Source organism: Serratia entomophila, from assembly GCF_021462285.1.
Lineage (GTDB): Bacteria > Pseudomonadota > Gammaproteobacteria > Enterobacterales > Enterobacteriaceae > Serratia > Serratia entomophila.
This window is the reverse complement of sequence record NZ_CP082787.1, coordinates 2,051,510-2,064,470: the sequence shown is the minus strand read 5'-3', so window position 1 is coordinate 2,064,470 and position 12,961 is coordinate 2,051,510. Positions and strand designations below refer to the sequence as shown.

The 12,961-nt window shown below is 58.6% G+C and carries 13 protein-coding genes; 5 read left to right on the top strand and 8 right to left on the bottom strand.

The window, feature by feature from the left end; all coding sequences use genetic code 11:
- Positions 1-30: 30 nt before the first annotated feature.
- The 4 genes from prmC to KHA73_RS10130 form a co-directional block, all read right to left on the bottom strand.
- A complete protein-coding gene (gene prmC, locus KHA73_RS10145) occupies positions 31-864 on the bottom strand; it encodes a peptide chain release factor N(5)-glutamine methyltransferase (protein WP_234590652.1) in 834 nt (277 codons plus the stop codon).
- Positions 864-1,949, bottom strand: coding sequence for a peptide chain release factor 1 (gene prfA / locus KHA73_RS10140; RefSeq protein WP_234590651.1), 1,086 nt, complete (start codon positions 1,947-1,949; stop codon positions 864-866). Before prfA ends, prmC begins: the two co-directional genes overlap by 1 nt.
- 32 nt (positions 1,950-1,981) lie before the next feature.
- Positions 1,982-3,244, bottom strand: a complete 1,263-nt coding sequence (gene hemA / locus KHA73_RS10135; RefSeq protein WP_234590649.1) for a glutamyl-tRNA reductase — start codon at positions 3,242-3,244, stop codon at positions 1,982-1,984.
- Positions 3,245-3,573: 329 nt separating this feature from the next.
- Positions 3,574-4,326, bottom strand: a complete 753-nt coding sequence (locus tag KHA73_RS10130) for a lytic polysaccharide monooxygenase (RefSeq protein WP_234590648.1) — start codon at positions 4,324-4,326, stop codon at positions 3,574-3,576.
- Between the two features lie 483 nt (positions 4,327-4,809).
- Between KHA73_RS10130 and lolB the strand changes: the two genes are divergently transcribed.
- The 3 genes from lolB (at position 4,810) to prs (ending at position 7,417) form a co-directional block, all read left to right on the top strand.
- Positions 4,810-5,433 carry a lipoprotein insertase outer membrane protein LolB gene (gene lolB, locus KHA73_RS10125; protein WP_234590647.1) on the top strand — a complete coding sequence of 208 codons (624 nt, stop codon included), beginning with the start codon at positions 4,810-4,812 and terminating at the stop codon, positions 5,431-5,433.
- A complete protein-coding gene (gene ispE, locus KHA73_RS10120) occupies positions 5,430-6,296 on the top strand; it encodes a 4-(cytidine 5'-diphospho)-2-C-methyl-D-erythritol kinase (RefSeq protein ID WP_234590646.1) in 867 nt (288 codons plus the stop codon). Before lolB ends, ispE begins: the two co-directional genes overlap by 4 nt.
- Before the next feature lie 173 nt (positions 6,297-6,469).
- Positions 6,470-7,417, top strand: a complete 948-nt coding sequence (gene prs, locus KHA73_RS10115; RefSeq protein WP_039992027.1) for a ribose-phosphate diphosphokinase — start codon at positions 6,470-6,472, stop codon at positions 7,415-7,417.
- A gap of 186 nt (positions 7,418-7,603) precedes the next feature.
- Here the strand turns inward: prs and ychH are convergent, their stop codons facing one another.
- Complete coding sequence (ychH, locus tag KHA73_RS10110) at positions 7,604-7,882, bottom strand: stress-induced protein YchH (RefSeq protein WP_234590645.1); 279 nt, start codon at positions 7,880-7,882, stop codon at positions 7,604-7,606.
- 301 nt (positions 7,883-8,183) lie between these two features.
- Here ychH and pth point away from each other — a divergent pair, with 301 nt between their 5' ends.
- On the top strand, positions 8,184-8,774 hold the full coding sequence (gene pth / locus KHA73_RS10105; RefSeq protein WP_028128042.1) for an aminoacyl-tRNA hydrolase: 591 nt from the start codon (positions 8,184-8,186) through the stop codon (positions 8,772-8,774).
- Positions 8,775-8,811: 37 nt separating this feature from the next.
- Here the strand turns inward: pth and KHA73_RS10100 are convergent, their stop codons facing one another.
- Positions 8,812-10,341: a SulP family inorganic anion transporter gene (locus KHA73_RS10100; RefSeq protein ID WP_234590644.1), complete on the bottom strand. Its 1,530-nt coding sequence runs from the start codon at positions 10,339-10,341 to the stop codon at positions 8,812-8,814.
- A gap of 339 nt (positions 10,342-10,680) precedes the next feature.
- Here KHA73_RS10100 and ychF point away from each other — a divergent pair, with 339 nt between their 5' ends.
- The gene (ychF, locus tag KHA73_RS10095; protein ID WP_234590643.1) at positions 10,681-11,772 is read left to right on the top strand and encodes a redox-regulated ATPase YchF; all 1,092 of its coding nucleotides are present in this window, start codon (positions 10,681-10,683) and stop codon (positions 11,770-11,772) included.
- A 91-nt stretch (positions 11,773-11,863) separates the two neighbouring features.
- Here the strand turns inward: ychF and KHA73_RS10090 are convergent, their stop codons facing one another.
- On the bottom strand, positions 11,864-12,001 hold the full coding sequence (locus tag KHA73_RS10090; protein ID WP_234590642.1) for a hypothetical protein: 138 nt from the start codon (positions 11,999-12,001) through the stop codon (positions 11,864-11,866).
- 20 nt (positions 12,002-12,021) lie between these two features.
- On the bottom strand, positions 12,022-12,933 hold the full coding sequence (locus KHA73_RS10085; RefSeq protein WP_234590641.1) for an ABC transporter substrate-binding protein: 912 nt from the start codon (positions 12,931-12,933) through the stop codon (positions 12,022-12,024).
- Positions 12,934-12,961: the final 28 nt, after the last annotated feature.

Sequence of the window (12,961 nt, the reverse complement as noted above, 5' to 3'; positions counted from 1 at the left end):
TGCCTGCGCTTCGTTATTATTGGTTTTCTGTTATTGCGGCCATTGGCCCAGAGTGACGCGATCGTTGCCGCCGTAGTCGCGGTGAGTGGCCACGGCGCTGAACCCGGCGGCCTGCAGCAGCTCGCGCACGCTGTTGCCCTGCTGCCAGCCATGCTCCAGCAGCAGCCAGCCCTGCGGCTGCAAATATTGCGGCGCCTGGCGCACGATGGCGGCCAAATCCGCCAGCCCCCGATCTGCCGCCACCAATGCGCTGCCCGGTTCGAAGCGCACGTCGCCCTGCGCCAGATGCGGATCGGCGGCGTCGATATAGGGAGGATTGCTGACGATTAAGGCGAAGGTCTGGCCGGCCAGCGGCGCGAACCAGCTGCCCTGCAAAAATTGGGCGTTGCCGATGTTCAGCTTCTGCGCGTTGTGCTGCGCCAGCGCCACGGCCTCGGGGTGAAGATCGACGCCGGTAACCGCGCAGGCCGGCCGCTCGCTGGCCAACGCCAGCGCGATGGCGCCGGTGCCGGTGCCGAGATCGAGCATGCGGCAAGGCTGCGCCGGTAAACGCTCCAACGCCAGTTCCACCAGGCATTCGGTGTCGGGACGCGGGATAAGCGTCGCGGGTGACACCGACAGCGGCAGCGACCAGAACTCGCGTTCGCCGACCAGATAGGCCACCGGTTCACCGCGCTCGCGGCGCGCCAGCAGCGTCTCCAGCTGTTGTTGCTGCGGCGGCGTCAGCAAGGTTTCGCCAAACGCCATCAGAAAAGTTCTGGCGCGGCCGGTGACGAAACCCAGCAAGATTTCCGCATCGCGCCGGGCGCTGTCGCTGTGCGTCAGCCTGGCGGCCGCGGCCTTCAGCCAGCCTTGATAGTCCATTACTCAAGCTCTGCGGACAGCGCGGCGAGCTGGTCGGCCTGATATTCCTGCACGATCGGCTGGATCAGCATGTCCAGTTTGCCTTCCATCACTTCGTCCAGGCGGTATAACGTCAGGTTGATGCGGTGATCGGTCACGCGGCCCTGCGGGAAGTTGTAGGTGCGGTTGCGATCGGAGCGATCGCCGCTGCCGAGCAGGTTGCGGCGGGTAGAGGCCTCCGCCTGTTGCCGCTTGGCCATCTCGGCGGCGCGAATGCGCGCGCCCAGCACCGACATCGCCTTGGCTTTGTTCTTGTGTTGCGAACGCTCGTCCTGGCACTCCACCACGATGCCGGTCGGCAGGTGGGTGATGCGGATCGCCGAGTCGGTGGTGTTGACGTGCTGGCCGCCCGCACCGGAGGAGCGGAAGGTGTCTATTTTCAGATCGCCGGCGTTAATTTCCGGCATTTCGGCCTCAGGCACTTCCGGCATCACCGCGACGGTGCAGGCGGAAGTGTGGATACGCCCCTGCGATTCGGTTTCCGGCACCCGCTGCACGCGGTGGCCGCCGGACTCGAACTTCAGCTGGCCGTAAACGCCGTCGCCGGAAACTTTGGCGATCACCTCTTTGTAACCGCCGTGCTCGCCTTCGTTGGCGCTCATCACCTCGATGCGCCAGCGGCGGGTCTCGGCATAGCGGCTGTACATGCGGAACAGATCGCCGGCGAAGATCGCCGCCTCATCGCCGCCGGTGCCGGCGCGCACTTCCAGGAAACAGCCGCGCTCGTCGTCGGGATCTTTCGGCAGCAACAGCACCTGCAGCTGCTGCTCCAGCTCTTCCGCCGCCGCCCTGGCCTGCTTCAGCTCTTCCTGCGCCATTTCGCGCATTTCCGGATCGTCCAGCATCATTTCCGCCGTCGCCAGGTCTTCCTGCACCTGGCGCCACTCCAGGAAGCAACGGCTGACGTCGGTCAACTGCGCATACTCTCGCGACAGCGCGCGGAACCGATCCTGTTCGGCGATAACGCCGGCATCGCCGAGCAGCGCCTGCACTTCTTCATGGCGCTCTTGTAACGCTTCCAGTTTGGCAACAATAGAAGGCTTCATGCGTGGTATTAAACCCTGTTAATAAGAGAAAACTAATGCTGATCCAGCCCGAGGCTGTCGCGTAATAATTGCAACCGCTCCACGTCGCCATCGCCGGCGGCCTGCTGGAGGGATTTGGTAGGGGCATGAATAAGGCGGTTGGTCAGTTTGTGGGCCAGCTCGTGGATAACCTGCTCCACGTTGGCGCCCTGCGCAATGGCGGCCATCGCTTTGGCTTCCATTTCCGCACGGATCTGGTCGGCCTGCGAACGGTAATCGCGAATGGTTTCCACCGCACCCTGCGAACGCAGCCAGGCCATAAAGTTGGTGCTTTCCTGCTGCACGATCGATTCCGCCTGCACCGCAGCAGCTTTGCGCTGCGCCAGGTTATTCTGAATAATGGCGTGCAGATCGTCCACGCTGTACAGGTAGGCGTTGGCCAGCTTGCCGACCTCAGGTTCGATATCGCGCGGGACGGCGATATCCACCAGCAGCATCGGCTGATTGCGGCGCGCTTTCAGCGCCCGCTCCACCATCCCTTTACCGATAATCGGCAGCGGGCTGGCGGTAGAACTGATGATAATGTCGGCGTCCGCCAGGCGTTCGTCGATCTCCGGCAGGGTAATCACTTCCGCGCCCACTTCTTCCGCCAGCAGCTGTGCGCGTTCGCGGGTGCGGTTGGCGATGATCATATGCCGCACTTTGTGCTCGCGCAGATGGCGCGCGACCAGCTCGATGGTTTCACCGGCGCCGACCAACAGCACGTTCAGATCCGCCAGCGATTCAAAAATTTGCCGCGCCAGCGTACAGGCGGCGAAAGCCACTGATACCGCGCTGGCGCCGATGTCGGTTTCGGTGCGCACCCGCTTGGCGACGGAGAAGGATTTCTGGAACAGGCGCTCAAGTTCGCCGGAAAGCGACTGGCCGCGTTGGGATTCGGCGAAGGCTTTTTTCACCTGGCCGAGAATTTGGGGTTCGCCCAGCACCAGCGAATCCAGCCCGCTGGCCACCCGCATCAGATGGCTGACCGCGTCGTTGCCGTGGTGCCAGTACAGGCTTTTTCTCACTTCTTCCGGGCGCAGTTGGTGGTATTCACACAGCCAGGCGACCAGCTGTTCGTGAATATGTTCCTGTTGCTCGACGCTGAGATACAGCTCGGTGCGGTTGCAGGTAGACAACACCACGCCGCCCTGCACCAACGGCTGTTGGAGCAAGCTGGAAAGCGCCTGATCGATAGACTCTGGGGAGAAGGTCACCCTTTCACGCAGAGAAACCGGAGCGGTTTTGTGATTAATACCTAACGCCAGCAGGGTCATTGCTTCGAGTAATACTTCTGTTGGTACGGGTTCTCGTTGAACGGCATTCTACTTGATGCGCGGGATCAATAAAAGTAACAACCGCATCTTCCGTTCAATCGCTGATATAGGCGAGGCCAATCAATGAATAATAATAAATTCAAAAAGTTAAATTATATCCAGATCAATAAGCACACTAAATTTTAGTTTGAAACGCGACGATACGCACGGTATTCGTCGATAAGTTATCCCGATTAAAGGATTATGGCCGGCTAAATAGTATGCGGGGGCCTCTGCGCCGCCGGCTATGGCGCCGGCATGCTGCGCCGGCGCCTGTGGGCCGCCGCGGCTTATTTAGCTGCGGATAACCCGTTGAACTTTACGTCGCTGCAGCTGAAAAAGGTTTCTCTCGCCGGGTCTTCCCGTTCCCACTGCACATACAGCAGCGTTTGCTTCCCGTCGGCACGATCGGCCGGGATCTTGACTTCAATCTGATAGACGCCGGCATATTTGACATGGTTGCCTTTGGCCGGCGGCGGCACTATCACTTTAGTCACCTCAAGCGGGGTCAGATCGCTCCACTTCAACTTATCCGTGGCGGCATTGAAGCTCGGCCTGGCGAGCGATACCGTCCACTTGCTCGGCTCATGCACCTGGGTGGCATCGAAGTACAGCGTTGCCTGGCCGTCTTTTACCGCGACGCTGCTCACCTGCCAGTCGGCGTGCGGCTGGTCGATGCCTTCAAATTTGGCAATGCCCGCCGAACACAGCTGGCCATCAGGGACCTTGTCTGACGGATGCTGGGTGCCTTGCAGGTTTTGCGAATAAGCGGGCCATTCGGTAAACATCTGGCGGCGTTCCCAAATAGGAATAGTCTCCGCTTTGTACAAGAAGGCATTTCTGCAGGCCGCATTCGGAATTTTCGAGCCATCATCCGGATGGTTGTACCCGCCGTCATGTTCACAAATTACCTGACGCGCCTTGGGAATCAAGGTAGCGCCGTGCTTTGGCCCGATCGCCTTCGGCTCGGCATTCTCGGCGGCATGCGCCGGCATTGTTAATGCCAACAGCACGCCTGTCAGCAGTGAAAAACGCTTTTTCATACGAAATACCTTATTTTCATTATGCGTAGGGTGAAATGCCCGCATCGCCTGCGTGGCATCGAGAATGGCAGCAGGTTATCCCTGCCATCTTTCTGGCTTTATCAGCATAGACATCTTTTAAAGATTTACATAAATAAATCTAATCAATAACCATCGAAATCCGCATAAAACTGCGTAATCATTCATGATCGAGTTAATTAAACATTAAATAAATTGCTAATTAATGCTATTTTGGCGCAATGCCGGCATACCCCGCGGCCGAAGATATTCTCACGGCCGGCGCAGCACGAACGGACGATTGTGTTAATCTTAATGGCAACCGAAAGCTCAGCCGCCAGCGGCAAAAGTGCCTGTTATCACTTCAAAAAACGCTGATGCTCAGCAAGGGGGTGTGTTGACGTTGACGCGTTACCCCGCTAGCGTGAACGCTGAAAACGGGTTTCGCCGCGCATGCCCGCAAGGACAAAAGGACAAGAGAAAGTTATGCCAATCCGCAAAGTTAGTTTGCTTCGTCTGATCCCGCTGGCCAGCCTGGTGCTGGCCGCCTGTACCACTACCAGGCCGACCGGCCCGGCCACCAGCCCGACCTCGCCGCAGTGGCGCGCCCACGAGCAGGCGGTGCAGCAGCTCAGCCAATACCAGACCCGCGGCTCCTTCGCCTATTTGTCTGACCAAAAAAAGGTCTACGCACGCTTCTTCTGGCAGCAGTATTCGCCGGAACGCTATCGCCTGCTGCTGACCAATCCGCTGGGCAGCACCGAGCTTGACCTGAACGTGCAGCAAAACGTGGTGCAGCTGACCGACAATCAGGGCAAGCGCTACGTCAGCGACAACGCCGAAGAGATGATCCGCAAGCTGACCGGCATGGCGATCCCGCTGGACAACCTGCGCCAGTGGATGCTCGGCCTGCCGGGCGAAGCCAATGACTTCGCGCTGGATGATCAATATCGCCTGAACAAGCTGACCTATCAGCAGGGCGGCCAGACCTGGGCGGTGGATTACCAAAGCTACGATAGCGATACCAAACCTGAACTGCCGAACCGCCTGGAGCTGAAACAGGGCGACCAGCGCATCAAGCTGAAAATGGATAACTGGACGCTCAAATGATTCGCCAGTGGCCCTCTCCCGCCAAGCTCAACCTGTTTTTGTACATCACCGGCCGCCGGGCGGACGGTTATCACCTGTTGCAGACGCTATTCCAGTTCCTGGACTACGGCGACACCCTGACCATCGATCCGCGGCAGGACGACAGCATTCGCCTGCTCACCCCGGTGGACGGCGTGCCGGACGAGCAGAACCTGATCGTGCGCGCCGCACGCCTGCTGCAGCGGCATTGCGACCGCCACGCTTTGGCCACCGCGCCGCGCGGCGCCGACATCAGCATCGATAAACGCCTGCCGATGGGCGGCGGGCTGGGCGGCGGTTCCTCCAACGCCGCCACCGTGCTGGTGGCGCTGAACGCGCTCTGGCGCTGCGGGCTGAGCGATGACCAGCTGGCGGAGCTGGGGCTGAGCCTCGGCGCCGACGTGCCGGTGTTCGTGCGCGGCCATGCGGCCTTCGCCGAAGGCATCGGCGAACGTTTGCAGCCGGCCAATCCGCAGGAAAAGTGGTATCTGGTGGCGCATCCCGGCGTCGGCATCCCTACGCCGGTGATATTTGGCGACGCGGAATTAAAAAGAGATACCCCGGTTCGCTCCTTAAGTGAGCTGTTACAGGCTCCTTACGCAAATGATTGCGAACCGATCGCAAGAAAACGTTTTCGCGAGGTTGAACAGCTTCTTTCATGGCTGTTAGAATACGCCCCGTCACGCCTGACTGGCACAGGTGCTTGTGTGTTTGCTGAATTCGACACAGAAATCGCCGCCCGTCAGGTGTTAAATCAAGCCCCGGAGTGGTTGTGCGGTTTTGTCGCGCGTGGCGTTAACGTCTCCCCACTACATCGTATCCGTTCCGGGCAGTTTGAGTCGTAGCTCAACGTTTCGCTGCGCAGGGTCATGCACACCTGGCCCTGTTATCCCTGCGCTGCCTGCGTCTCAATTTAGTTTTACATACCCGTATGTATATTGCGTCGGCGTCGCCAACTGCCCTTTGGCGAAGGCCGTATGACAATATCTTCTCTGGACGCAAGCCTGAGGTTCTTCTCGTGCCTGATATGAAGCTTTTTGCTGGTAACGCCACCCCGGAACTAGCACAACGTATTGCCAACCGTTTGTACACCAGCCTTGGTGACGCCGCTGTAGGTCGTTTTAGCGACGGCGAAGTGAGCGTGCAAATCAACGAAAATGTACGCGGCGGTGATATTTTCATCATCCAGTCCACCTGTGCACCGACCAACGACAACCTGATGGAACTGGTTGTTATGGTTGATGCCCTGCGTCGCGCCTCCGCAGGACGTATTACCGCAGTTATCCCTTACTTCGGCTATGCCCGCCAGGATCGCCGCGTGCGCTCTGCACGTGTGCCCATCACGGCCAAGGTGGTTGCCGATTTCCTCTCCAGCGTAGGGGTTGACCGCGTATTGACGGTGGATCTGCATGCTGAGCAGATCCAAGGCTTCTTCGATGTTCCGGTAGATAACGTGTTCGGTAGCCCGATCCTGCTGGAAGACATGCTGCAACAGAATCTGGTGAACCCAATCGTGGTTTCTCCGGACATCGGCGGCGTAGTGCGCGCCCGCGCTATCGCCAAACTGCTGAACGATACCGATATGGCCATCATCGATAAACGCCGCCCGCGCGCGAACGTTTCTCAGGTGATGCACATCATCGGTGACGTGGCGGGCCGTGACTGCGTGCTGGTCGACGATATGATCGACACCGGCGGTACCTTGTGTAAAGCGGCTGAAGCGTTGAAAGAACGCGGTGCCAAGCGCGTATTTGCCTACGCGACGCACCCGATCTTCTCCGGTAACGCCGTGGACAACATCAAGAACTCGGTGATTGATGAAGTGATCGTCTGCGACACCATTCCGTTGTCGCCTGAAATCAAGGCACTGAAAAACGTACGTACTCTGACGCTGTCCGGCATGCTGGCTGAAGCCATCCGCCGCATCAGCAACGAAGAGTCGATCTCTGCAATGTTCGAGCATTGATCCGCGTTCTTTCCGGTACGGCGCCCTGCCGCACCGGAAAGGAGCCTGTGCCAGGCAGCAGATAAAGAAAAACCCGTTGGTGCGTGAGCAACAACGGGTTTTCTACTCGTAGTCAAACATAACCTCAGACCTGGTTACGCGGCAGTTCTCCCTTGCCGTAACGCCGTGTCCCTTCTGATTTTTTAATCAATGCGACGAACGATGTTGGTCGTTTCGGCCGCGTTTATCAAAGTGTTTTACCCACCAGTAGCGATCCGCCACCTGCTCGCGCCCGCCGATACGTGCGCCTACCAGCCACAACAGCGCGCCGACGAAGATGCTCATGATTGCGCCGTGCGCGAAAAGCTGGGGTAGATTGAACTGGGATACTTCAGCAATAATGGAGTATCCAACCCCACCGATCATCACGACCAGCCCCAGCCCCATAAAAAAGTTGCCCATTCTGTCCGCGTTTCTACGTTTCATATGCCACCTCCATAGTGCCATGTGCCAACCGGGATAACGCTGCAACCTGTTAGCCCACTTTGATAAGTTAAGTATAGCCCTTGCCCGGTCGAGGGGATTGCGGAGGCGATCACAAATGGTAAAGAAAGATTGACACTTCTTAACGTCGCACTGACAGTTAGCGAACAAATTGAATTATTCATCTAATGAATTAATTATCTTTTCCCGCAGGACGCCGATACGGCATCAGAGTTTTGTCATTCCTGGCCCCGGCAGGTAGACTATTGCCCTTTCCCTTATCTCGACCATAGCGAATCTCCCAGTGAGCAGTATTAAATTGATAGTCGGCCTGGCGAATCCGGGTGCGGAATATGCCCAGACGCGGCACAACGCCGGCGCCTGGTACGTCGATTTACTGGCCCAGCGCCACAACCAGCAATTGAAGGAAGAGAGCAAATTCTTCGGCTATACCGCGCGGCTGAACCTGGCGGGCAACGACGTGCGCCTGCTGGTGCCGACCACCTTTATGAACCTGAGCGGCAAAGCGGTGCTGGCGATGGCCAACTTCTATCGCATCGAGCCGAACGAAATTCTGGTGGCGCATGACGAGCTAGATCTGCCGCCGGGCGTGGCCAAGATCAAACTCGGTGGCGGCAACGGCGGCCACAACGGCCTGAAGGACATTCAGAACAAATTTGGCAACAACCCGAACTTCTACCGCCTGCGCATCGGCATCGGCCATCCGGGCGATAAGAACAAGGTGGTGGGCTTCGTGCTCGGCAAACCGCCGGCCGGCGAACAGAAGATGATTGATGAAGCGATAGACGAATCGCTGCGCTGCACCGAAATGCTGATGAAAGACGGGCTGGAAAAAACCGTTCAGCGCCTGCACAGCTTCAAGGCGCAGGCCTGAGTCTTGCCGCAGCGGGCGTGGCGCCCGCTGCTTGCCGCTAGGTGCGGGTATTGAAAGTCTCTTCCGCCACTCGCCGGTCGTCGGTATCGTAGCCCTCTTCCGCAACGTAGTAAGCGGGATCGTCCAGTTCATGGCTGCAGAACGGCCCGGCCCGCTTTAACAAACGCACGCAGTCGCCGCTCAGGTGGCGCAGACGAATGCTTTTCCCCGCCGCCAGATAACGCGCCGTCAGCTTGTCGATCGCCTCCACGCCGCTGGAATCCATCACCCGGGTGCCGGCGAAATCCAGCACCACATTCTGCGGATCGTCGTTCGGTTCGAACAGCTCGGCGAACGCTGCGGTGGAGCCGAAGAACAGCGGGCCTTCGAGCTGATACACCGCCACATCGTCCGTCACCTGCCGCTGGCGCACCCGGATGCGCGCCTGCTGCCAGGCAAACACCAGCGCCGAGATAATCACCCCGCCGATCACCGCCACCGCCAGATCGGTGAAAATGGTGATCAGGGTGACGATCACCATCACCAGCGCATCGGCCTTCGGCATGCGGCGCAGACGGCGCAGCGAGCTCCACTCAAAGGTGTTGTAGCATACCACCAGCATCACCCCCGCCAGCGCCGCCACCGGCAGCAGGCCGATGTAACGAGACAGGCTGACCACGAACAGGATCAGCAGCACGGCGCCGACAGCGCCGGAAATACGCCCGCGTCCGCCCGAGGTAAAGTTAATGATCGACTGGCCGATCATCGCGCAGCCGGCAAAGCAGCCGAACAGGCCGCAAATCGCATTGCCGGCGCCCTGTGCGATGCTTTCGCGGTTGCCGTTGCCCTTTTTGCCGCCCATTTCATCGAGCACCGTCATGGTCAATAGCGATTCAATCAGGCCGACCAGGGCGATCACCACCGCATAGGGCAGCACCACCTTCAGCATCTCCAGATTGAACGGCGCCACCGGCAGGCTAAAGTGCGGCAGCGAGCCGGAGATGTCCGCCAGGTCACCGACCCGCAGCGTGTGCAGATTAAAACCGATCGCCAACGCCGACACCACCAGCAACGCCGCCAGCGAAGAGGGAATGACCTTGGTCAGGCGCGGGAACAGCAGCACCACCAGAATAGCCAGCGCCACCAGGCCGTACATCAACGGCCCCTGCCCGGCGATCATATGCAGCTGCGCCAGCATGATGACGATAGCCAAGCCGTTGACGAAGCCGTGGATTGCCGGCAGCGGCACCAGCCGGATAAACTTGCCCAGGCGGAATACGCCAATCAAAATTTGAATGGCGCCGGCAAAAATGGTCGCCCACAGCACGTAGCCCATGCCGTACTGCGCCGCCAGGCTCATCAACACCACCACAATCGAGCCGGCCGCGCCGGACACCATGCCCGGCTTGCCGCCGAACAGCGCGGTCACCAGGCCGATGATAAACGCGGTATGCAAACCGACGATCGGCGAAAGCCCGGCGACCAGCGAAAAACCGACCGCCTCGGGGATCATCGAGACCGCCACCACAAAGCCCGCCAGGACTTCATTCTTAACGTCCGCGATCCTGATATTGCTCAGGTTAAACATGGATTATTCACTTCCGACAGATGAAAACGTCTCCCCGCAGAGCAGAACGGGAGCGAGGGCCGCAAGGCGCGGCGAACGATCGGGCGGGGAGCACTCAGGGTGGACTGGGCAAGAAATACATCCGGCGCGTTTCCTGTCGGGTAATCGGAAGTGTCAGTATGTGTAAATGTGATCCAAATCTCAATCAAAAACCGGCCGCCGGCAGTTTGCTTCTGCCGCCCCAGCAAGTCAGATCGAGATAAACGCGCATTACGTGTATAATGGCGGCATTATTTTGCCCTTTATGCAGCCTGTTAAACCTAACCGGCTGATAGTTAAGATATTTAAGGTGATTACAACATGGGATTCAAATGCGGTATCGTCGGCCTGCCTAACGTAGGCAAATCCACCCTGTTCAACGCGTTGACCAAAGCGGGCATCGAAGCAGCCAACTTCCCGTTCTGCACCATTGAACCGAACACCGGTGTGGTGCCGATGCCCGATCCGCGTCTGGATAAGCTGGCCGAAATCGTCAAGCCACAGCGCATTCTGCCAACCACCATGGAATTCGTCGACATCGCCGGCCTGGTGAAAGGCGCTTCCAAAGGCGAAGGCCTGGGCAACCAGTTCCTGACCAACATCCGTGAAACCGAAGCTATCGGCCACGTGGTGCGCTGCTTCGAAAACGACAACATCATCCACGTCAACAACAAGGTCGATCCGGCTGACGACATCGAGGTGATCAACACCGAGCTGGCGCTGTCTGATCTGGACACCTGTGAACGCGCTATCCACCGCGTGCAGAAGAAAGCCAAAGGCGGCGACAAAGACGCGAAAGCCGAGCTGGCCGCGCTGGAAAAATGCCTGCCGCAGCTGGAAAATGCCGGCATGCTGCGCGCGCTGGATCTGAGCGAAGAAGACAAGGCGGCGATCAAATACCTGAGCTTCCTGACGCTGAAACCGACCATGTACATCGCCAACGTTAACGAAGACGGCTTCGAGAACAATCCGTACCTGGATAAAGTGCGTGAAATCGCCGCCGGTGAAGGCTCAGTAGTGGTTGCGGTATGCGCCGCGGTGGAGTCCGACATCGCCGAACTGGAAGATGAAGACCGCGCCGAATTTATGGCCGAGCTGGGCCTGGAAGAGCCGGGCCTGAACCGGGTGATCCGCGCCGGTTACGAACTGCTTAACCTGCAAACCTACTTCACCGCCGGCGTCAAGGAAGTGCGCGCCTGGACCATCCCGGTTGGCGCTACCGCGCCGCAGGCGGCAGGCAAGATCCACACCGACTTCGAGAAAGGCTTTATCCGCGCGCAAACCATCGCCTATGAAGACTTCATCACCTACAAGGGTGAGCAAGGCGCCAAAGAAGCCGGCAAGATGCGTTCAGAAGGTAAGGACTACATCGTCAAAGACGGCGACGTGATGAACTTCTTGTTCAACGTCTAATCGCGACGGTTGTTCTTGCGGTTAAAAATCCACGCCTCGGCGTGGATTTTTTATGAATGGTAATAGGCTCGGAACGCTTCCCTGCCGTCTCTTAAAGCATAGGCGGCTTCAAGCCGAACTTCTTCGCCATGGCAATGGTTTGCTCGTAGCCGGCATCAGCATGTAGCGCCTTGCCCTTTGCGTCGGTTTTATAGATATCTTCGGGATCGCTCGACAGGGCCACCGCCACCATCTAAACCGGTGCAGTATTCATTTCGCCAGAATAAAATCCTTATCGATCAAGTTATTAACATTCACCTGATTCGGCAGTATCTTTAACTGATAAAACAGATCCGCCACTGGCTGCAACACATTAATGTCCTGCTGATTGACGCTATGCGCGCCCTTTGACGTTCGATCCGCAATCTGTCGGGCGGTTTCCAGCGGCAAACGCGTCAGCTGCGCGTATACCCTGGCGTATTCCTGCGGATGATCGATCGCCCACTGCCGCGCCCTGGCGATGCGTTCGGCAAAGTCTTTGATGGCCGCTCGCTTGTCCGGATCGGCCAACGAGGACGTAGTGGCGGTCAAGAAGCCGAGCGATGGGGTTAATCCCCGACCATCGCGCAGCAGGCGCGCGCCGCTTTGTTCCGCAACGCCCAAATAGGGATCAAAAACCGCCCAAGCCGCCACCTTGCCAGTGCTGAACGCTGCGCTGGCATCGGTGGGCATGACGAACTGAATCTTCACATCTTCCCGCTTCAGCCCAGCCTCCTGCAACGCCGCGTACAGTAAGTTTTGCGAGATGCTGCCGCGCGCTGAGGAAACCACCACCGTTTGCCCTTTCAGCTGCTGAACGCTGTGCAACGGCGAATCCTTCGGCACAATAATCCCGTTAGACTGGCCATAGCCGACGTTGGTCTGAATCAGCTTAAAATCCACCCCGCCCGCCGCCGCCATTAATACCGGCAAATCCCCGGCATAGGCAGTATCTACAGCGGCTGCGCGCTGCGCTTCAAACAACGGCGCCGCCCCCTGGAAATTGGCCCATTGATACTGATAGGGCGCATCCTTCATCACGCCGGCAGCCTCTACCAGGCTACGCAGCCCACGGGCTTGATCGCCCAGTACCAGTTTGGCATCGCCGATCGCCCCCTGTGCCAGCGACGCCGTTAATAACATGGCGCTCAGCCCCACGCCCCTAAGTAGT

What these genes read in the sequence shown, in the direction of transcription:
- prmC (WP_234590652.1), bottom strand. Translation starts at nt 864, where the DNA reads ATGGACTATCAAGGCTGGCTGAAGGCCGCGGCCGCCAGGCTGACGCAC.
- prfA (WP_234590651.1), bottom strand. Translation starts at nt 1,949, where the DNA reads ATGAAGCCTTCTATTGTTGCCAAACTGGAAGCGTTACAAGAGCGCCAT.
- hemA (WP_234590649.1), bottom strand. Translation starts at nt 3,244, where the DNA reads ATGACCCTGCTGGCGTTAGGTATTAATCACAAAACCGCTCCGGTTTCT.
- KHA73_RS10130 (WP_234590648.1), bottom strand. Translation starts at nt 4,326, where the DNA reads ATGAAAAAGCGTTTTTCACTGCTGACAGGCGTGCTGTTGGCATTAACA.
- lolB (WP_234590647.1), top strand. Translation starts at nt 4,810, where the DNA reads ATGCCAATCCGCAAAGTTAGTTTGCTTCGTCTGATCCCGCTGGCCAGC.
- ispE (WP_234590646.1), top strand. Translation starts at nt 5,430, where the DNA reads ATGATTCGCCAGTGGCCCTCTCCCGCCAAGCTCAACCTGTTTTTGTAC.
- ychH (WP_234590645.1), bottom strand. Translation starts at nt 7,882, where the DNA reads ATGAAACGTAGAAACGCGGACAGAATGGGCAACTTTTTTATGGGGCTG.
- KHA73_RS10100 (WP_234590644.1), bottom strand. Translation starts at nt 10,341, where the DNA reads ATGTTTAACCTGAGCAATATCAGGATCGCGGACGTTAAGAATGAAGTC.
- ychF (WP_234590643.1), top strand. Translation starts at nt 10,681, where the DNA reads ATGGGATTCAAATGCGGTATCGTCGGCCTGCCTAACGTAGGCAAATCC.
- KHA73_RS10085 (WP_234590641.1), bottom strand. Translation starts at nt 12,933, where the DNA reads ATGTTATTAACGGCGTCGCTGGCACAGGGGGCGATCGGCGATGCCAAA.